The 18,756-nt window shown below is 57.9% G+C and carries 18 protein-coding genes; 6 read left to right on the top strand and 12 right to left on the bottom strand.

Going from position 1 to position 18,756, the window contains the following annotated elements; all coding sequences use genetic code 11:
- The first annotated feature begins 195 nt into the window (after positions 1-195).
- From treR to nrdG, 5 genes are all read left to right on the top strand, one after another.
- Entirely contained in the window at positions 196-1,152 is a 957-nt protein-coding gene (gene treR / locus F9C28_RS04100; RefSeq protein WP_199013968.1) for a trehalose operon repressor TreR, read from the top strand.
- Positions 1,153-1,298: 146 nt separating this feature from the next.
- Complete coding sequence (gene treB / locus F9C28_RS04095; RefSeq protein ID WP_199013988.1) at positions 1,299-2,717, top strand: PTS trehalose transporter subunit IIBC; 1,419 nt, start codon at positions 1,299-1,301, stop codon at positions 2,715-2,717.
- 51 nt (positions 2,718-2,768) lie between these two features.
- Positions 2,769-4,418: an alpha,alpha-phosphotrehalase gene (gene treC / locus F9C28_RS04090; protein ID WP_199013967.1), complete on the top strand. Its 1,650-nt coding sequence runs from the start codon at positions 2,769-2,771 to the stop codon at positions 4,416-4,418.
- 429 nt (positions 4,419-4,847) lie between these two features.
- The gene (nrdD, locus tag F9C28_RS04085) at positions 4,848-6,983 is read left to right on the top strand and encodes an anaerobic ribonucleoside-triphosphate reductase (RefSeq protein WP_199013966.1); all 2,136 of its coding nucleotides are present in this window, start codon (positions 4,848-4,850) and stop codon (positions 6,981-6,983) included.
- Between the two features lie 3 nt (positions 6,984-6,986).
- Positions 6,987-7,451 (top strand): anaerobic ribonucleoside-triphosphate reductase-activating protein, encoded by a 465-nt coding sequence (nrdG, locus tag F9C28_RS04080; protein WP_199013965.1) that lies wholly within the window; start codon positions 6,987-6,989, stop codon positions 7,449-7,451.
- A gap of 40 nt (positions 7,452-7,491) precedes the next feature.
- Here nrdG and F9C28_RS04075 read toward each other — a convergent pair whose 3' ends face one another.
- The 9 genes from F9C28_RS04075 to F9C28_RS04035 all read right to left on the bottom strand — a co-directional run bounded on the left by F9C28_RS04075 (position 7,492) and on the right by F9C28_RS04035 (position 14,995).
- The gene (locus tag F9C28_RS04075) at positions 7,492-9,402 is read right to left on the bottom strand and encodes a BglG family transcription antiterminator (protein WP_199013964.1); all 1,911 of its coding nucleotides are present in this window, start codon (positions 9,400-9,402) and stop codon (positions 7,492-7,494) included.
- Positions 9,403-9,492: 90 nt separating this feature from the next.
- On the bottom strand, positions 9,493-10,233 hold the full coding sequence (gene dagF, locus F9C28_RS04070) for a 2-dehydro-3-deoxy-phosphogluconate aldolase (protein ID WP_199013963.1): 741 nt from the start codon (positions 10,231-10,233) through the stop codon (positions 9,493-9,495).
- Positions 10,230-11,345, bottom strand: a complete 1,116-nt coding sequence (locus tag F9C28_RS04065) for a DgaE family pyridoxal phosphate-dependent ammonia lyase (protein ID WP_199013962.1) — start codon at positions 11,343-11,345, stop codon at positions 10,230-10,232. The genes dagF and F9C28_RS04065 overlap by 4 nt, the downstream gene beginning before the upstream one ends.
- Positions 11,329-12,462: an amidohydrolase/deacetylase family metallohydrolase gene (locus F9C28_RS04060; RefSeq protein ID WP_199013961.1), complete on the bottom strand. Its 1,134-nt coding sequence runs from the start codon at positions 12,460-12,462 to the stop codon at positions 11,329-11,331. Before F9C28_RS04060 ends, F9C28_RS04065 begins: the two co-directional genes overlap by 17 nt.
- Before the next feature lie 45 nt (positions 12,463-12,507).
- The gene (locus tag F9C28_RS04055; RefSeq protein ID WP_199013960.1) at positions 12,508-13,152 is read right to left on the bottom strand and encodes a DUF4310 family protein; all 645 of its coding nucleotides are present in this window, start codon (positions 13,150-13,152) and stop codon (positions 12,508-12,510) included.
- A gap of 12 nt (positions 13,153-13,164) precedes the next feature.
- Positions 13,165-13,941, bottom strand: coding sequence for a DUF4311 domain-containing protein (locus tag F9C28_RS04050; protein WP_199013959.1), 777 nt, complete (start codon positions 13,939-13,941; stop codon positions 13,165-13,167).
- Between the two features lie 31 nt (positions 13,942-13,972).
- Complete coding sequence (locus F9C28_RS04045; protein WP_199013958.1) at positions 13,973-14,269, bottom strand: DUF4312 family protein; 297 nt, start codon at positions 14,267-14,269, stop codon at positions 13,973-13,975.
- Positions 14,270-14,271: 2 nt separating this feature from the next.
- A complete protein-coding gene (locus F9C28_RS04040; protein ID WP_199013957.1) occupies positions 14,272-14,634 on the bottom strand; it encodes an SFCGS family glycine-rich protein in 363 nt (120 codons plus the stop codon).
- Between the two features lie 16 nt (positions 14,635-14,650).
- On the bottom strand, positions 14,651-14,995 hold the full coding sequence (locus F9C28_RS04035; protein WP_199013956.1) for a glycine dehydrogenase: 345 nt from the start codon (positions 14,993-14,995) through the stop codon (positions 14,651-14,653).
- A 314-nt stretch (positions 14,996-15,309) separates the two neighbouring features.
- Here F9C28_RS04035 and F9C28_RS04030 point away from each other — a divergent pair, with 314 nt between their 5' ends.
- Complete coding sequence (locus F9C28_RS04030; protein WP_199013955.1) at positions 15,310-16,251, top strand: LysR family transcriptional regulator; 942 nt, start codon at positions 15,310-15,312, stop codon at positions 16,249-16,251.
- On the opposite strand, the gene mdcH is transcribed toward F9C28_RS04030, so the two are convergent.
- Genes mdcH through F9C28_RS04015 form a run of 3 tightly spaced genes read right to left on the bottom strand, consistent with a single transcriptional unit; the run spans position 16,244 to position 18,733 of the window.
- A complete protein-coding gene (gene mdcH / locus F9C28_RS04025) occupies positions 16,244-17,152 on the bottom strand; it encodes a malonate decarboxylase subunit epsilon (RefSeq protein WP_199013954.1) in 909 nt (302 codons plus the stop codon). The two genes, F9C28_RS04030 and mdcH, sit on opposite strands and share 8 nt — an antisense overlap.
- Position 17,153: 1 nt before the next feature.
- A complete protein-coding gene (locus F9C28_RS04020) occupies positions 17,154-17,771 on the bottom strand; it encodes a malonate decarboxylase holo-ACP synthase (RefSeq protein ID WP_199013953.1) in 618 nt (205 codons plus the stop codon).
- Between the two features lie 2 nt (positions 17,772-17,773).
- Entirely contained in the window at positions 17,774-18,733 is a 960-nt protein-coding gene (locus tag F9C28_RS04015) for an AEC family transporter (protein ID WP_199013952.1), read from the bottom strand.
- Positions 18,734-18,756 lie beyond the last annotated feature (23 nt).

The following is an 18,756-nucleotide window of genomic DNA, read 5'->3' as shown; positions in this document are numbered from 1 at the left end:
GGGGTGGGATCGGGATCCATAGTAAGCCTCCGGTAATAACAACATAGCGGGTCTGAAATGAAGACCACAGTAAACATCGGTGATTATATCGGATAATTACTAAACCCGAAATCAACCGCAGTTTCTTTTGCCCGCACCCGCCCGGTTGGGTAGCATGGGTCATTCCCGCAACAACGCACCGACCGGATTACCCTGATGCCACATAACAAGCTGACAATAAAAGATATCGCCCGCCTGAGTGGTGTCGGTAAATCCACCGTCTCCCGGGTGCTGAATAATGAAAGCGGTGTAAAACCAGAAACCCGGGAACGTATAGAGGCGGTGATGCGCCAGCAGGGGTTTTCCCCTTCCCGCTCCGCCCGGGCAATGCGCGGGCAAAGCGATAAAGTGGTGGCCATTATCGTCACCCGGCTGGATTCGCTGTCGGAAAATCTCGCGGTCCAGACCATGCTGCCCCGTTTTTACGACCAGGGCTATGATCCGATCATGATGGAAAGCCAGTTCTCTCCTGCCCGGGTGGAAGAGCACCTGCGGGTCTTGCAACTGCGCCATATCGACGGCGTTATCCTGTTCGGCTTTACCGGCATTAATGAGGCGCTCTTACAGCCCTGGCGCCAAAGCCTGGTGCTGCTGGCCCGGGATGCCGACGGCTATGCCTCGGTCTGTTATGACGATGAAGGCGCGATCCACCTGCTGATGAGCCAGTTGTACAACCAGGGCCATCGCCATATCAGTTATATCGGCGCCCCAGAGAGCGACACCACCACCGGCCAGCGGCGCTTCCTCGCCTACCAGGCGTTTTGCCTGCAACACGGCCTGGCACCCCGGGCGACCCTGCCGGGGCTGGCCATGACACAGGGCTACCAGCAGGTGTCCAGCGTTCTCAGCGAACAGACCAGCGCCCTGGTGTGCGCCAGCGATACCCTGGCCCTTGGGGCCAGTAAATACCTCCAGGAAACCGGCCGCAGCCTACAACTGGCCAGCGTTGGTAACACCCCGCTGGTGAAATTTCTCCACCCGGAGATAATCATGGTGGATCCCGGCTACGCCCTCGCGGGCCAACAGGCGGCGGCCCAGTTGATCGCCCAGCTCAATGGCCAGCAGCCCCCGCGCCAGATAGTAATACCTGCGGCCCTGCAACTGCCGGACTGATCCCCGCAGCCGGCTATTTTCGTGATCCGTAACCGCTTTCGGGAACGTTCCCATTTTGTATTTTTCGCCCCCTGGTTATTCTCTGCTCATCGTCATCACAACAACATCAGTACCCCTCTGCTATCTACTCACTACGGGAGCTCATGATGAGCAAAGTAAAACAACAAGATATCGAGCAACTGATTACCCTGGTCGGTGGCCGCGGGAACATCGCCACTGTCAGTCACTGTATTACCCGTCTGCGTTTTGTCCTTAATGATCCGGCCCTGGCCCAGCCGTCGGCAATAGAAAACCTGCCGATGGTCAAAGGCTGCTTTACCAATGCCGGGCAGTTCCAGGTCGTGATTGGCACCAACGTGGGTGACTACTACCAGGCGCTGATCGCGGCCACCGGCCATAGCGAGGCCAATAAAGAGCAAGCCAAACTGGCGGCGCGCCAGAATATGAAATGGCACGAGCGCTGGATCTCTCACTTTGCAGAGATCTTCTTCCCGCTGCTGCCGGCGCTGATCAGCGGGGGCCTGATCCTCGGCTTCCGTAACGTCATTGGCGACGTACCGATGAGCGGCGGGAAAACCCTCGCCCAGATGTACCCCGCCCTGCAAAGCGCCTATGACTTTCTGTGGCTAATTGGCGAGGCCATCTTCTTCTATTTACCGGTGGGGATTTGCTGGTCCGCGGTGCGCAAAATGGGCGGTACGCCGATCCTCGGCATCGTGCTGGGGGTCACCCTGGTGTCGCCACAACTGATGAATGCCTATCTGCTGGGCAGCCAGGCCCCGGAGGTCTGGCACTTCGGCTGGTTCACCATTGAAAAAGTCGGTTACCAGGCCCAGGTGATCCCGGCCCTGCTGGCAGGCCTGATGCTGGGGATGATTGAAACCCGCCTCAAACGCCTGGTGCCGGACTACCTCTACCTGGTAGTAGTCCCGGTGTGTTCATTGATCCTCGCGGTGTTCCTCGCCCATGCGTTTATCGGCCCGTTTGGCCGCATGATCGGCGATGGTGTCGCCTTCGCGGTCCGCCACCTGATGACCGGCAGCTTCGCCCCGGTGGGCGCCGCGCTGTTTGGCTTCCTGTATGCGCCGCTGGTGATTACCGGGGTCCATCAGACCACCCTGGCGGTGGACATGCAGATGATCCAGAGCATGGGAGGCACCCCGGTATGGCCGATGATTGCGCTGTCCAATATTGCCCAGGCCTCTGCGGTGGTGGGCATCATTATTTGCAGCCGCAAAGCGAACGAGCGCGAGATCTCCGTTCCGGCGGCGATTTCCGCCTTCCTCGGGGTTACCGAGCCGGCGATGTACGGCATTAACCTCAAGTACCGCTTCCCGATGCTGTGCGCCATGATTGGCTCCGGCCTCGCGGGCCTGTTGTGCGGCCTGGACGGGGTGATGGCCAACGGTATTGGCGTGGGTGGCTTACCGGGCATCCTGTCTATTCAGCCGCGCTTCTGGACGGTGTACGCCATGGCGATGGTGATTGCCATTGTGGTGCCTATCATGCTGACCACCATGGTCTACAAACGTAAAGCCCGTACCAACAGCTTACAAATTGCCTGATTTCCTTCTGCGGGGCCGCTGCGCCCCGCCCTTTGATGCAGGACTGCAACAATGACAATGACTTTTCCCTGGTGGCAAAACGGTGTCATCTACCAGATTTACCCCAAGAGTTTTCAGGACACCACCGGCAGCGGCACCGGTGATCTGGCGGGTATCACCCGGCGGCTGGACTATCTGGCCACCCTCGGGGTCGACGCACTCTGGATCACCCCGTTTTATTGCTCCCCCCAGGTGGATAACGGCTATGACGTGGCGGATTACCAGGCCATTGACCCGGCTTACGGCACCCTGGCGCAATTTGACCAACTGGTAGCGGCGGCCCACCAGCGCGGGATACGCATCATCCTCGATATGGTATTTAACCATACCTCGACACAGCACCCGTGGTTTGTGGCCTCCCGGGAGCCGGGCAGCCCCTACCGCAACTTTTATATCTGGCGCGACGGTGAACCCCAGCGCCCGCCCAATAACTGGCGTTCCAAATTCGGCGGCGAGGCCTGGCAATACGATCCCCACAGTGGCCAGCACTATTTACACCTCTTTGCCCCGGAACAGGCGGATCTCAACTGGGAGAACCCCGCCGTGCGCGAGGCGCTGAAACAGGTGTGCCACTTCTGGGCGGATCGCGGCGTGGACGGCCTGCGCCTCGACGTGATTAACCTGGTCTCGAAAGATAAATCCTTCGCCAGTGATGCGCTGGGCGATGGCCGCCGCTACTACACCGACGGGCCGCGGATCCACGAATTTCTCCAGGAAATGAGCCGCGACGTGTTTACCCCCCGCGGGCTGATGACCGTTGGCGAGATGTCCTCCACCACCCTGGAACACTGCCAACAGTATGCCGCCAGCAGCGGGCAGGAACTCTCGATGACCTTTAACTTTCACCACCTGAAAGTTGACTACCCCCACGGGGAAAAATGGTCCCTGGCGGCACCCGATGTTGTGGCCCTGAAAGCGCTGTTCCGCCACTGGCAGCAGGGGATGCATAACCGGGCGTGGAATGCGCTGTTCTGGTGTAATCACGACCAGCCGCGCATTGTGTCGCGCTTCGGTGACGAGGGGCAGTACCGGGTTCCGGCGGCGAAAATGCTCGCGATGGTGCTGCACGGTATGCAGGGCACCCCCTATATCTACCAGGGGGAAGAGATAGGCATGACCAACCCCCACTTCCGCCAGATTAGCGACTACCGGGATGTGGAAAGCCTCAACATGTTCAGCGCATTGCGCCAGCAGGGCCGCAGTGACGCAGAGCTACTGGCCATCCTCGCCAGTAAATCCCGGGATAACGGGCGCACGCCAATGCAGTGGGATAACAGCGAACAGGCCGGCTTTACCCGGGGCACCCCGTGGATTGACCTGTGCGATAACTACGACACCCTTAACGTTGCCGCCGCCCTGGCCGATGAAGACTCGGTGTTTTACACCTATCAGCGGCTGATCCAGCTTCGTAAGCAACTGCCGGTAATAACCTGCGGGGATTATCAGGATTTACTGCCGGAACACCCCGCACTGTGGTGCTACCGGCGCCAGTGGCGGGGGCAAACCCTGGTGGTGGCGGCCAATCTGAGTCACCAGCCGCTGGCGCTGCCGGATGTGGGGATCAGTGGACAAGGTGAGTACCTGCTCCACAATTATCCCCAGCCCCCGAAAACCAATACCCTGCGACCCTGGGAAGCCTGGTGGTGGATCAGTCACGCCTGACACCCGGCAATAACCCACAAAATAACGGCGGGAATTGGTTATATTCCCGCCACCTGCTTCTGATTGCAGCACATTGCGCTTAAGCTTTACCCGCCTTTTTATGTGGCTATTTTTTATACGATTTATTTCTCAAAAATAACGTCATCCCCTGAGCCGCGTCACCGCTGTACTGGCAGATTTACTTTGTCCTACATCAATAAAATCGCAAACATGTTTGATGAAACTCACTACATATAGACATTAAAATGCGCCCCGGCCCAATATATTGTATTTTTAGTCTACAATAACACCAATTGCCCACAACCCCGGAAACCGAGCGTTGTGGATAAAAATGGGCCTGTCCCGGGGAAGTGGATGGCAGCAGTGCATTTTCATTATCCGGGTGTTCCTCTGCTTATGTGGATAACCTGTTTTTAAAATGGAGAGATCATGACACCGCATGTGATGAAACGAGATGGGTGTAAGGCACCTTTCAATTCAGAGCGCATTCAGGCCGCAATCTTGCGTGCAGCTAAAGCAGCGGGAGTCGATGACGCAGACTATTGCGCCACCGTCGCAAATGTCGTTAAGGACCAGATGGCCAACCGTAATCAGGTTGATATCCATGAGATCCAGACAGCAGTTGAAAACCAGTTAATGTCCGGCCCATACAAACAGCTGGCCCGGGCTTATATTGAATATCGCCACGACCGCGATATCGCCCGTGAAAAACGCGGCCAGTTGAACCAGGAAATCCGTGGCCTGGTTGAGCAAACCAACTCCGCCTTGCTGAACGAAAACGCCAACAAAGACAGCAAAGTGATCCCCACCCAGCGCGATCTGCTGGCCGGTATTGTGGCCAAACACTACGCCAAGCAGCATCTGCTGCCCCGCGACATTGTGCTGGCCCACGAACGCGGTGACATTCATTACCACGATCTGGACTACTCGCCGTTTTTCCCGATGTTCAACTGCATGCTTATCGACCTCAAAGGCATGCTGACCCTCGGGTTCAAAATGGGCAATGCGGAAATTGAACCGCCGAAGTCTATCTCGACGGCCACCGCGGTAACCGCGCAGATTATTGCCCAGGTGGCCAGCCACATTTATGGCGGCACCACCATTAACCGGATTGACGAAGTGCTGGCGCCGTTTGTCACCGCCAGCTTTAACAAGCACCGTAAGACCGCCGAAGAGTGGCAGATCCCGGATGTCGACGGCTACGCGAAATCCCGTACCGAGAAAGAGTGCTACGACGCGTTCCAGTCCCTCGAATATGAAGTTAACACTCTGCATACCGCCAATGGCCAGACCCCGTTTGTCACCTTTGGCTTCGGGCTGGGCACCAGCTGGGAATGCCGTCTGATCCAGACCTCTATTCTGCGTAACCGTATTGCCGGGCTGGGGAAAAACCGTAAAACCGCGGTGTTCCCGAAACTGGTGTTTGCTATCCGTGACGGCCTGAACCACAAATTTGGCGATGCCAACTACGACATCAAACAGCTGGCCCTGGAATGCGCCAGCAAGCGCATGTACCCGGATATCCTGAACTACGATCAAGTGGTGAAAGTGACCGGTTCCTTTAAAACCCCGATGGGCTGCCGCAGCTTCCTGGGTGTTTACGAAGAGAACGGCGAGCAGATCCACGAAGGCCGCAACAACCTGGGGGTTATCAGCCTTAACCTGCCGCGTATCGCGCTGGAAGCCAAAGGCGATGAAGCCCGGTTCTGGTCGCTGCTGGATGACCGTCTGGCGCTGGCAAAACGCGCGCTGATGACCCGTATCGCGCGTCTGGAAGGGGTGAAAGCCCGGGTGGCGCCTATCCTGTATATGGAAGGGGCCTGTGGGGTACGCCTGAAAGCCGACGACGACGTGTCTGAGATTTTCAAAAACGGCCGGGCGTCGATTTCGCTGGGGTATATCGGTATCCACGAAACCATTAATGCGCTCTCCGGTAATCAGCATGTCTATGACAGCGAGGAATTGCGCCAGAAAGCCATTGCCATCGTCAGCCGCCTGCGTAAAGCCGTGGATGACTGGAAGGATGAGACCGGCTACGGTTTCAGCCTGTACAGCACCCCGAGTGAAAACCTGTGTGACCGCTTCTGCCGCCTCGACACCGCAGAGTTCGGCATCGTCCCGGGTGTGACGGAAAAAGGCTACTACACCAACAGCTTCCACCTCGACGTTGAGAAAAAAGTAAACCCGTACGACAAGCTGGACTTTGAAGCGGCTTATCCGCCAATCAGCAACGGTGGGTTTATCTGCTACGGTGAGTATCCGAACATTCAGCATAACCTGCGGGCGCTGGAAGATGTCTGGGACTATAGCTACCAGCACGTGCCTTACTATGGCACCAACACCCCGATCGATGAATGCTACGAATGCGGCTTTACCGGTGAGTTCGACTGCACCAGTAAAGGCTTCACCTGCCCGAAATGCGGCAACCACGATGCCTCCCGGGTGTCGGTTATCCGCCGGGTATGTGGTTACCTCGGTAGCCCGGATGCCCGCCCGTTCAACGCCGGTAAGCAGGAAGAAGTGAAGCGCCGCGTGAAACACCTCGGTGCCGGACAGATTGGTTAAGCGATGAATATCCATCAGTATTATCCGGTGGATGTGGTCAACGGGCCCGGTACCCGTTGTACCCTGTTCGTGGCGGGCTGCGTCCATGAATGCCCCGGTTGCTATAACAAAAGCACCTGGCGCCTGAACTCCGGGGTGCAGTTCACCCAGGAGATGGAAGACCAGGTTATCCGGGATCTCAATGATACCCGGGTGAAACATCAGGGGTTGTCACTGTCCGGTGGCGATCCGCTGCATCCACAAAATGTGCCGGATGTCCTGCGGCTGGTGCGTCGGGTGCGGGCAGAGTGCCCGGGGAAAGATATCTGGGTGTGGACCGGTTATAAGCTCGACGAGCTGACCCCGGCCCAGATGGAAGTGGTTGATCTGATTAACGCCCTGGTGGACGGTAAGTTTGTTCAGGATCTGCGTGACCCGTCGCTCATCTGGCGCGGCAGCAGCAATCAGGTTATCCACCGGCTGCGCTAATCCGTGCCCTATTGCCGGCAGCGCCCCGCTGCCGGTCTCCCTATAACCGGCTCAGACACTCGATAGCCACCGCTTTAAAGCTGGCAAAGTCTTTACTGGCCTGCAGGCGCGGCACCGCCCGCTCGCGCAGCAGGGTGACGAACAGCTCGTAAATCCCCATCGCCTCTTCATATTCGCTTTTGCTGATAGCCAGCAGGAAAATCACCTGCGCGGTTTCTTCCCCCCAGGGGATACCCTGCGGGGCCAGCACCGTGTAGACCACGGTTTTATGGGCCAGCAGCCCCAGGGAGTGCGGCAGCGCAATACCGTCCCCCAGCATAGTGCTGACAATCTCTTCACGCTCAGTGACCGAACCAAGAAAATCATGATCGACATAGCCTTCGGCTTCCAGCTGGCCGCACAGCTTATCAAACAGCGCCTGGCGGCTGATGGGCTGGTCGATAATCATAAAATGGCGGTCGTCGAAAAACTTCTCCAGCATCCACGGGCGGGTGCGGTCCACCAGCACCAGCTTACCGATCTGCTCAAGCTGGTACTCCGTCGGGAACGGGGACATCAGCACCGTGGGTTTGTTCTTTTCGTTGATCCGCGCCGTGGTTATCACAAAGTCTTCGTCTACCTCGCTGAGCTGCTCATAGTCCCGCAGGGCGATAATTTGCGTCACCTCCAGTTGGGGATATTTGCGCAGCAGCATCGCCTGGATCATCCGCACCGTCGAATTGCCGGTGTCACACACCAGCAGCACCCTAGGGTGGCGCTCATAGCCAATATTGTAGTGGCGCTCCAGCCCGACACCGACATGCAGTACCAGGAAGCCAATTTCGTTTTCGCTGATGCTGTACGGGGTGTACTTCCCCCAGCTACTCACTGCCGCCAGGGTCATATCCCAGGCCAGCGGGTAGTGCTGTTTGATATTGCTCAGCAGCGGATTGGGGATATTTATCTGGTAGCGCACCCGGGTTATCATGGTTTTGATATGGGTGAGCAGATCCGCATGGAGCTGGTTATCGGTCAGCAGATTGTAGTTATAGTGGCTGTTGATGTAGCGCAGGATATAGCTCACCAGCGCTTCGCCGTCGTCGGCATTAATGGCGCTGGGGGCCGATTCAAGGATCTGCCGGGCGGCAATATGCACCCGCAGCCAGTGTTCTTCGGCGTCAGAGAGCGGTTTACCCGCCAGCTGTTGCAGGATCCCGGCAATCCCCCGGGCCGCCTCGCGCACCGGGCCATCGACATCATCGGCACTAAAATCGCTGAGCGGATACCCTTCGCTTATCCGGCGCACCGCCACCGCGCAGTACAGGCAGATAAACTGCTCGCCCTCGTCAGTTAACCGTACCCGGGACTGGCTGAAACACGGCTGTAGCAGGCCAGCCAGCCGCGCCTGGATCCCGGCATTAAGGGCCTCTTCCACCAGCAGCGGGTTGCTGCTGTCCTCCTGCCATAGCTGCCACAGCAGGTCCGTCAGGCAGGCGCGAATCGACATCTCGCTGCCAAACAGCTTCATCCCGTAACGGGGGCGGGTTTCAATGGTCAGGTTATAGCGGGTCAGCCACTCTCTTACCTCTGCCATATCACTTTGTAGCGTGGCGCGGCTGACAAACCATTCTTCGGCCAGCGTTTCCAGCTTCAGTGAGAAAGCGGAGGTGAGAAAGCGAACTAACAGATAGTGGACCCGCTCCGCCGAGGTGCGCGGGATACGAAGCGGGCGCGGTTGCTCTGCCTGTAGCGCCGCATAGCGCCCGGCATCATCCACCCGGAGCTGGTACCCGGCGCCGCGGTTTAACACCAACTGCACGCCGTGGTGCAGTAACAGGGTGTTGAGGGCAGAAATATCCGCACGCACGGTACGGGTCGACACCGCAAGCCGTAACGCCAGCTCATCCTGAGGCAGGGTTTCGTTTTGCAGCATATCGAAGAGTTGGGCCAGACGCTGGTTAGGGAATCGCACGGCGTTTTCCTTGGTATGAGGGGCTAATAGCAGGGTACAGCGCCTGGCGCAGTGCCGGAAGACCCCGGATGCGCCAGGAGGGCAATATCGTTAACCAACCCGTTGTTTTGTGATCGCCAACAGTGTCTGGACATCAGCCGGGCGGGTATCGCCGCTGGCTTTATCAATAATCGAGCTGTAAATATGCGGGATGATGCGGCTGACACCGGCATCCAGGGCGATTTGCAGGATCTCGCCGTAGTTTTCCAGATCGATACCGCCCGTCGGCTCCAGCCAGAAGTCATGGCTGGCGCACGCCTCTGCCACGGCCTGGTACTCATCACGGCATTTCAGGCCGCCCATCGGGAAGTATTTCACCGAGCTACCGCCCATATCTTTCAGCAGGGCGATGGCGGTTTCAATCGGCACAATCGCGTCCGGCGCACGACAGCTCAGCGGGCCGGTGGAAATTTTCACCATCCCGACGGTGCCGGTGGGGGAGATAAGGCCATTGACCACGGTGTCATTCTGGCCCAGCAGCGCCCGGCTGGTCGCCACGCCGGTAAAGACCTGATTAACATGCTGGGGCTGCACCTGGCGGGAAATTTCGCTCACCATCGCTGACTGGTTAGGGTCCCCTGCCCCCAGCCCCACGGACAGGGCGTTATCGATAAGCGCAGCATAGTCACGCATGTCCGCCACGGCGCTGTCGACATCCGGGTAGCTTTTTGACAGCACACCCACCAGCACATGCCCCTCAGCGGCCTGGTAAATGTCCCGGGCGTTGGTTTTCGAGCCGGCCAGCACATTCAGACAGACGCGATCGCGGTAAAAGTTTGGGGTTAATTTCATGCCTGGTTCTCCTGTAAACATTCGCCGATACGGCGGGAAATAATCGCCAGTTGCCCGGCAGTCACACTGCGAACATCGGCCTCAATAATGCCTTCATTGGCTTTGTAACCGCGGAAATAGATCGCGTATTCGCCCTGCTTAAGCTGCTCAACCAGCTTGCCGGTTGCCACCCCGGTGACGGTTTCATCAAACTTGATTTCGCTGCGGGCAATATCGCGCCCGGCAGAATCCCATACCACCCGGGCGGTGACCCCGGGCAAGGTGTTGAGCGCCGTAATAAACGGGGTCATTTTTTCTACCATCTGCGCGCCGCTCTCTTTGCTGGCGGTGAGGTAGTATTCAATGGCGGTGGTCAGGCCGAGGATGCCCTCCTTGCCGACTTTCATGGCGCGGCCAATCCCACTGGACTGGCGTTTTACCCACTCGACATACTGTTTTTTGCCGACCACCAGGCCGCTGGTTGGCCCTTCAATGGCCTTGGCGCCGCTGTAGATAACCAGATCGGCGCCGTCATGGTAATAGCGCTGCAAATCCTCTTCTGCGGCGGCATCCACAATCAGTGGCAGATTGTGCTCCCGGGCCACTGCGGCGGCCTGGGCCACGTTGAGCATGCTTTTCTGCACACAGTGGTGGGATTTGATATACAAAATAGCCGCGGTACGCGGGGTGATGGCCGCCGCCAGCTGGTCTGCTGAGCATTCATTGGCGTAGCCCGCCTCAACCAGCTTGCCGCCCCCCAGTGCCACCATGGTGCCCACCGGCGCGCCGAAGTTGACGTTATGGCCCTTCGGCAGGACGATTTCGTTATTTTCCACCGGGGTCACGTGCAGATTTTCCAACAGCCAGTCGCTGTCTTTAACCAGTACCGCCGCAACGGACTGGGCAATCCCGGCGGAGGCGCAGGCCACCACCGTTGCCCCTTCAACGCCCAGCAGCCCGGCAATATAGTCACCGGTTTTATTGACCAGATCTTTCATCTCAAAATAGTGATTTACCCCGGTTACCATGGCCTCAACCACTTCCGGCCGCGGGGTGGATACCCCAAGGATGGTCATCCGCCCGGAGGCATTAATCACCTGTTTTAACCCATACTTTTCATAAATCGAAGACATGTTCCGCGTTCCCTTGTTGGGTGGTAAACCAGTTCCCGGCGCGTACCGCTGCCAGGGCCACCAGCTGCTGGCTGGCCGCTAAGGTGTTGTGGTCCGCATCCACCAGCATGGTCGGCTGCTGGCGCAGATCGAAGATGGTCAAATCCGCCGTTTTCCCCACTTCCAGGCGGCCTTTATCCGCCAGACGCAGGCCGTCTGCGGCATGGGCGGTGACACAATCGATCACCTGGGGCAGGGTCATGCCCACCGCGAGGAATTTCGACATCACCGCCGCCAGGCTGTGAACCGGCCCGTCTATCCGGTTACGGCAATAAATATCAGAGCTAATGGTGTGGGGCAGGATCCCCAGGGCGATAGCGCGGCGGGCCACCTCAAAGCTGAAGCTGGCGGTGCCGTGGCCAACATCCAGACGCACGCCGCGTTTCAGGGCGGCGGTGATGGAGACACGCAAATCCCCGGCGGGGGTCAGAATACGGTTAGGCTTGCCGTTATAGCAGTGGGTGATGATGTCCCCGGCAGTCAGTAGCCCGGCTATCTCATCCAGATCCGGCGGGTTATTACCGATATGCACCATCAGGGGCAGATCCCCATTGGCCTGCTGAAAGGCTTTGGCGCGTTCCAGGGGCGTAATACCGTTTTCCCCCACCACGCTGCTGCTCATCCGCGCTTTAAGCCCGACGATAAAATCCGGGTGGCGCTGTACCGCGGCGCGCACGGCGTCACCGTCGATGTTGTCCATATTTGCCAGTTCATTCTGGGCAATCAGCCCGACCCGGGAGATGTTCAGCAGCGCATAGACATCGGTGCTGGCCTTACGGGTCAGGTCATAAAAATCGTCAATATCGTCAGCACCGGTACTACCGGCGTCGATCACCGTGGTCACCCCGGTGGCGATCCCTACGCTGTCCGGCTCGTCGTGATAAATCGGGGATTTGGGATAACAGTGGACATGAGAGTCAATCCAGCCGGCGCTGACATAGTGCTCTCCCTGTAAGTCCACCACCGTTGTCGCGTCGGCATCAATATTACCCAGCGCGGCAATCCGCCCGTCCTGCACCGCGATATCCGTCAGAACATCGGCTACCAGGCGGGCATTACGAATCAGTAAATCATACATACAACGGCTCCTGAGATACCGGGCGCCCCAGCGCCCGTCTTACGGTTAACTGATGGCGACCGGGAAAATGGAACCCAGCAGCATGGCGCCGAGGATGGCACCGCCGGTGATAGGTTTCTGCCACAGATAAAACAGCAGCGCGCCCAGCAGAGAACCAAGACCGATAGGAATAGAGGCGGTCATAGCGCTGAGGATAATCAACGGCCCAAGGAAGCGGCCAGAAGCGTTACCCGCCCCCATCATGACGTCTGCACCGTAGGTGGAGTCGCTCTGGTTGATGGTGAACTTACGGGCCAGGATGATGATGTAGCCAATAGCCAGCCCCAGTACCAGGCCAGTGGCCAGAGAGGCGGCGAAGTTGGCGACCGGGAAGATTATCCCCGCTCCCAGCAACAGCGCCGGTACCCCAAGGCCGATACCGGTCTGGATAGCGCCGCCGATGTCCAGGATCCCGACCAGGGAGCCTTCGATAATCCGGGCGAACAGGAAGCTGGCCCCAAAGGCCGCCACCGCACCGTAAACCCCGGTATCCATCCCGGCGCGTAACATCGAGACGAACGCCACTTCGTTAAATGCCCCGATGCCGTAGAGGTAGTACATATGGGTCCCGGCAAATACCCCCGCTGACAGCAGGCCAACGAAGATGGGGAATGACCAGTCCGCGTACCAAAAATTCTTATTCTGTTCCATGAGTTCCCCCGATTACTTGCCGCTCAGGCCGTTGTGGATCATCTCCAGCCAGTTCGGCACGGTGAGATGGAAGGATTCGATCATCTTCATGTCGAAGCCGCGGAAGAACCCGCTCAACACGAACAGCGCCACAATCGCCACCATCATGACTTTGGTCACGCGGTTCCAGCCGCTCTCTTCCACTCCTTTACCGATCAGGATGCCAAGCACCAGACCCGGTACGGCGTTACCCATGATCATTTGCGCCGCGCCGCCAAATACCGTGGCCCAAAAGCCTGAGCGCTTACCGGCATCAATTGCCGCCAGCCAGAAGATGACCGGCATCACGGTGTTCACCAGCAAGTTGGCCGCCGGGACCAGTACCTTCACGGCGGTGATTTGCAGTGCTTCCGGTACGGAGGAGGCAGTAACATTGAGGAATGCCACGACAATCATGCCGATAATGCCGCAAGAAATGGCCATCTTGCGGGGATCGTGCAGGGTTTGTGCAACGTTGCGGTTGCTGATCATCAGCGCAGCGGCGCCCCAGTTAGGGATAATGCGGTGGTCAACGTCCTGGGTAAAAGAACCTGCTGCAACGGAAGAAGCCCAGGCGTTAAAGAAGAAGCCGAGCCCGAAAGAGAAATGCGATGCCGGATCGCCCTCGCAGGAGTTTAACTCCCCCAGGGTACGAAATGCGCCCATCCCCTGGGTGGTGGGCGCATGGAACATACGCGCCGCCTCCGCCCCCACGCCGACGCCCACCAGGGCCCCGATGATGAGTGATTTTATTAATATTATTAAAAACATCCGTTTTAACCTTCTGTAAATGCTTCGGTGGTTATTGCGTGACGAAATCCACCTTATCGAGATTGATGGCTGTCACGTTGACAGTGACTTCCAGCGCTACGCTGAAAGTGCGTCGCTCCCGGCGCAAAAAGAAAAACAGGAATGCCTCTTTTCGGGCCGTGACCCGCGCATCAACAACCTTCACGTCCTGTGGCTCGATACGCAGTAAGATATGGGGTGAGGACTTCATCACGCTGCCCTGAACCTGGTTCAGGGCGTCGGCAAAGGCTTTGGTTTCAGAGTCACCTTTGCCGCTGACACTCACCGTGGTGGTGAATTGTTCTTTCATACTTACTGGCCGTATTTCTTTTGCCAGGCCTGGACCAGCCGCTCACCTAACTCTTCTTTGTCCATAAAGCCAAAGCCCAGCACATTGCTGCCTTCGTTAATGGCGGTAACCCCTTCATCAACAGAGCGCATGCCGTATTTAGCCTTGTAGCCGTATTTGTTCTGCGCGGTAATGGCCCCGGCGCCGCCGCTGCCGCAGAAGGAGATCCCGAACGTGGCGTTTTCCGCTTTCATGACGTCGCCCAGCTTCATATCCGCCGCCACGCCAGGTACTACCACCGCGCGGCCACCGGCTTTTTCTACCCCAGCCGCAACTTTCTGACCTTTGCCCAGACGATCGCCGATCACTACAGTAATTTGACTCATGCTTTGCTCCTGAAAATTAAAGGTTGTCTTTTGCGACTTCAAAATGCACGGACAGCAGCCACGCCTCTTCAACAGGCAAATTGCCAAAATGGGCAACAATTTGTTTTGCGAGGCTGAGAGAATCTTCCGAGATCTCCTCAAACAGGCTGGCATCGACTTCCGGTAACGGCTCGCCAGTCACAGAACGATGGGCCATGGCGCATACGTGAGAATTGAGCATCTGCTCCTGTACGGCGTTCGGCACAATATGCTGGCTTTTCAGCAGATCGTAGACCCAGCTCAGCGCCTCGCTGGCCAGTTGCTTAATGACCGCCGCCTGGTCCTGGCCGGTGTTATTCGCTACTACCGCTTCGTTATTCACTGGTTGTCCCTTAATCATGTGGATAAGATGAAACTACCGGGGGCCGCCGGTGCTGTGTAGCGAGTTGTTTTCCACTTCAAAGTGGAAATTACAGCCAGAGCAGTGATCTGTCCCACAAACAAGCCAGGAATAAACATTTCGTGCTGGATTAATGTGATGAACATCACCGGTTGTGACAAGAACGTGGGGTTTTAAAAAAGATACTATCCCGGTGTATTTTGCGAGCCAGTGCAAATTCTGGCTCACTATCATTAATACTTATCGCTGTGGATGACCAACCCGCCAGACCAGGCACAAAGAGGGTGCTACCGGTAATGAAATCAGAGATTAACGACGAGATTACCTTCCGTAAGCTGGAAATCTTTATGACGTTTATGGAAAGCGGCAATATCGCCCGCGCGGCGGAAGCCCTGGGGATCAGCGGTGTCAGCGTGCACCGGGCACTGCACAGCCGGGAAGAAGGATTCCGCTGCCCGCTGTTTATGCATAAAGGCCGAAATCTGGTGGCGCTGCCGGCGGCCTGGACCTTGCAGGAGCAAGGCAAAGAGGTGATTGCGCTGATGAAGCATACCATCGAAGAAACGCGCAAAATCGCCGGGGTTGGCCAGGGCCGATTGCGGATAGGCACCCTCTATTCGCTCACCCTCGAAACCATCCCCCGGTTACTGATGGGCATGAAACTGCGCCGCCCCCAGGTGGAAATTGACCTGACCATGGGCTCTAACCAGACCCTGCTACGTATGCTGGAAGACAACCAGCTGGATGCAGTGCTGATATCCATTTCCGCCAGCGAAATTGACCGCAGCATGTTCGAAGTGCTGCCGCTGTTTCACGACGATATCTATCTGGCGTTACCGGGCAATATCAAAATCGACAAACGCCACCGGGCGGATTTACGCCACTACAAAGAGAGCAAATTTGTCGCGCTGGCCGAGGGGTTTGCCACCCATAGCTGCTTCCAGGATGCCTTTACTATCGCCGGGTTTGAGCCGCAGATTATTACCCGGGTAAATGATATTTTCTCAATGCTCAGCCTGGTGCAGGCCGGGGTTGGGCTGACGCTGTTACCCGGCAGAATGGGGAAGATCTATACTGATTCGGTGCAGATGGTGAAACTTAACCCTGAATTTCAGATGCGCCAGCACATCGGCGTGGTCTTTGCCCGTAATCGCGAGCGGGACCCTAATCTGCTGGCGCTGGCGGCGGAGAGCCGGATGTACATCCTCGACCAGCCAGAGAAAAAACCCGCTAATTAGCCGCGGCCAGCCGCCGGGCCAGATGCCGGGCAACCGCTATCCCGCTACGCTCCAGGGAGATGGCCTCCCCTTCCCAGTGGGCCTGGCGGGTTAAACAGGTCAGAATACCCCCCGGGGGCATTTCAATCGCCAGCCGCCCTTCCCGCTCTCTTGCCGCGATCATCGCCTCTTCCCAGTGCATGGTACGCGCCATATTAAACGCCAGATCATCCGCGATCCGCTCTGTCTGCCACAGCACCCGTGCACTGCTGCCGCTCAGATAAGCGCAGCGCGGGCGGTTCAGGGTCACCTCCCGGAAGGCCGCCGCCAGTTTACTGGCCGGGGTATCCAGCAGCGCACAGTGGGAAGGCACGCTCACCGCCAGCCGTTTGGCCCGGGTAGCCCCCAGCGCGAGGGCTTTTTCAGCCACCAGGGCCATCTGATCGTCGCGCCCGGCAATCACTATCTGCGTCTCGGCATTGAGATTCGCAATATAGGTGTCGCTACCGGCAACGATATTTTCCACCTGGTTAAGGGTCAGCCCCATGATGGCGGTCATCCCGTAGCCCTGGGGGTACGCTTGTTCCATCAAATCGCCGCGCAGCGCCACCAGGCCAAGGGCATCGCGAAAGTCCAGCACCCCGGCAATCACCGCCGCCGGGTACGCGCCAATCGACAGGCCGCTGACAATATCCGGGGTGACCTGGCAGGCCTGCAAGGCATCCGCCCAGCAGACCCCGGCAATTAACAAGGCCAGCTGCACCGCGCGGGTGTGCTGTAGCGCGGGCGCGCTGTCGAGGTGGTCCAGCTCGTCCCCGAGAATCTCCCGGGCAACCGCCAGGCGCCCATTGACGTCCGGCATTCCCTGAAACATGCCCGCATACTGCGTGCCCTGTCCCGGGAAGGTAAATACGATTTTCATCTCACGCCTCCAGATGCCACGGCGAGGCGGCCAGTAACGGGCCGTGGTTGGTTTTCAATAGCCCCCGCCCGTCGCGCAGCCATTCATTTAGCGCCATTGCCCCGTGGGGGGTTTCCAGCTGGGTATCCACCCGGCAGGATAACCCGGCCACCTGCTGCTGCCAGATATGCAGTAGCGCCGGTTTCAGCGGGTGGGGCGCGCGGATAATCACATCAAGGTCGCTGTCCGCATGCAGCACAGAGGCCCCGGTCGCCAGGGCATAGCCGCTGCTGCCGGTAATGCCCCATTCCCAGGGCCAGGAAATCATCGCCAGTTGCCTGGCCCCCCGCAGCGGGGCGAACCCCGCATAGGGAGAAGCGTCCAGCATCGCAGGCCGGGATAACTGCTCCGGGGTGACCACCCGCACGATATGGCTGGGGTCCACCCAACCGGCGGCACGCTCAGCCCGCGTTGCCCCGCGGACCCCAACCGGGATCCGCCCTTGCTGGTTTACGTCACGGCGCACCACCACAGGTAGCCCACAGTGCCACTGCTCAGTAACCCAATTTGCGGTGATCCCCTCCAGGGAGGTGTCGCGATCCAGCCACAGCAGATCGTGAGCCCGTGACGTAAATTTCATGATTACATTCCTGAGGTTAAGCTAATAAACAGCGGCAGTGACAGAATACTCAGAATCGAACTCAGCAGTAATACGGCCTCCGCATCCGGTGACTGTACGCCAAAGCGGTTGCCAAAAACGACACCGAAGAAACCCGCCGCCAGCGCAATCATCAGCACAGCGGTGATGGCCACCGGCCCCTGAATACCAAAAGCCACCACCAGACCCCAGGCAATCACCGGCTGAATCAGTAGTTTAGCCACCGTGGCCACCACGACCATGGTATTAATTTTCAGCTTACGGGCAGACAGGATAACCCCGGTCAGGTACAGCGCTGCCGCCGTGGCAGAAAGGCCCAGTGGTTTGATAGCGGCGAGGAACAGATCCGGCATTTTAATCCCGATGGCGGACAAAATAACCCCCAGCAGCGGCCCCCAGACAATCGGTTTTTTCACGGAGCGCCACATCAACACCGGCAGCATGGACAGTGTAGATCCCATATTTTCGCCAGCGGCGCGGGCTTTTTCGCGCTCGAGGATCAGCAGGCAGAACGGGGTCATCAGCACAGAGCCACAGGCGATAGACACCGCCACAGACAGGGAGGTTGACGGGCCTTCCCCCAGCACGCTGCCGAGGATAGGCAAGCCGAGTGCCGCATAGTTGGGCAATGCTACTGTCAGGGTCAGCACTGCAGCGTCCTGAGGGGATTTTTTAAATACGCCCACCGCCAGGAAATAGATCGCCGCGTAGGTTATCCACATCGCCAGGGTTAATACCAGCACCAGCGGGGACTGGGCAACAATACCTGCCCAGGGGGTCTGCACGGTGGCGCTGAACAGCGCCGCCGGCAGGGCAAAATCCATCACAAAGATATTGAGTAGGGAGACATTTTGGTTGTCCACCATTTTTGTCTTACCGGCCCAGAAACCCAGTAATATGATGACAAAAATAGGGGCAAGTGCACGAATAATTACATAAGCCATAACTTCACCTGTAGTTAAAAAAA

The organism is Shimwellia pseudoproteus, from assembly GCF_016415625.1.
Lineage (GTDB): Bacteria > Pseudomonadota > Gammaproteobacteria > Enterobacterales > Enterobacteriaceae > Shimwellia > Shimwellia pseudoproteus.
This window is presented reverse-complemented; position numbering and strand designations above follow the sequence as displayed.

Excerpts from the sequence above, each read along its gene's own strand:
- dagF (WP_199013963.1), bottom strand. The coding sequence starts at position 10,233 with ATGAAATTAACCCCAAACTTTTACCGCGATCGCGTCTGTCTGAATGTG.
- F9C28_RS04045 (WP_199013958.1), bottom strand. The coding sequence starts at position 14,269 with ATGAAAGAACAATTCACCACCACGGTGAGTGTCAGCGGCAAAGGTGAC.
- F9C28_RS04020 (WP_199013953.1), bottom strand. The coding sequence starts at position 17,771 with ATGAAATTTACGTCACGGGCTCACGATCTGCTGTGGCTGGATCGCGAC.
- treR (WP_199013968.1), top strand. The coding sequence starts at position 196 with ATGCCACATAACAAGCTGACAATAAAAGATATCGCCCGCCTGAGTGGT.
- F9C28_RS04030 (WP_199013955.1), top strand. The coding sequence starts at position 15,310 with ATGAAATCAGAGATTAACGACGAGATTACCTTCCGTAAGCTGGAAATC.
- F9C28_RS04015 (WP_199013952.1), bottom strand. The coding sequence starts at position 18,733 with ATGGCTTATGTAATTATTCGTGCACTTGCCCCTATTTTTGTCATCATA.
- nrdG (WP_199013965.1), top strand. The coding sequence starts at position 6,987 with ATGAATATCCATCAGTATTATCCGGTGGATGTGGTCAACGGGCCCGGT.
- F9C28_RS04060 (WP_199013961.1), bottom strand. The coding sequence starts at position 12,462 with ATGTATGATTTACTGATTCGTAATGCCCGCCTGGTAGCCGATGTTCTG.
- treB (WP_199013988.1), top strand. The coding sequence starts at position 1,299 with ATGAGCAAAGTAAAACAACAAGATATCGAGCAACTGATTACCCTGGTC.
- F9C28_RS04065 (WP_199013962.1), bottom strand. The coding sequence starts at position 11,345 with ATGTCTTCGATTTATGAAAAGTATGGGTTAAAACAGGTGATTAATGCC.
- F9C28_RS04050 (WP_199013959.1), bottom strand. The coding sequence starts at position 13,941 with ATGTTTTTAATAATATTAATAAAATCACTCATCATCGGGGCCCTGGTG.
- mdcH (WP_199013954.1), bottom strand. The coding sequence starts at position 17,152 with ATGAAAATCGTATTTACCTTCCCGGGACAGGGCACGCAGTATGCGGGC.
- treC (WP_199013967.1), top strand. The coding sequence starts at position 2,769 with ATGACAATGACTTTTCCCTGGTGGCAAAACGGTGTCATCTACCAGATT.
- F9C28_RS04055 (WP_199013960.1), bottom strand. The coding sequence starts at position 13,152 with ATGGAACAGAATAAGAATTTTTGGTACGCGGACTGGTCATTCCCCATC.
- F9C28_RS04040 (WP_199013957.1), bottom strand. The coding sequence starts at position 14,634 with ATGAGTCAAATTACTGTAGTGATCGGCGATCGTCTGGGCAAAGGTCAG.
- nrdD (WP_199013966.1), top strand. The coding sequence starts at position 4,848 with ATGACACCGCATGTGATGAAACGAGATGGGTGTAAGGCACCTTTCAAT.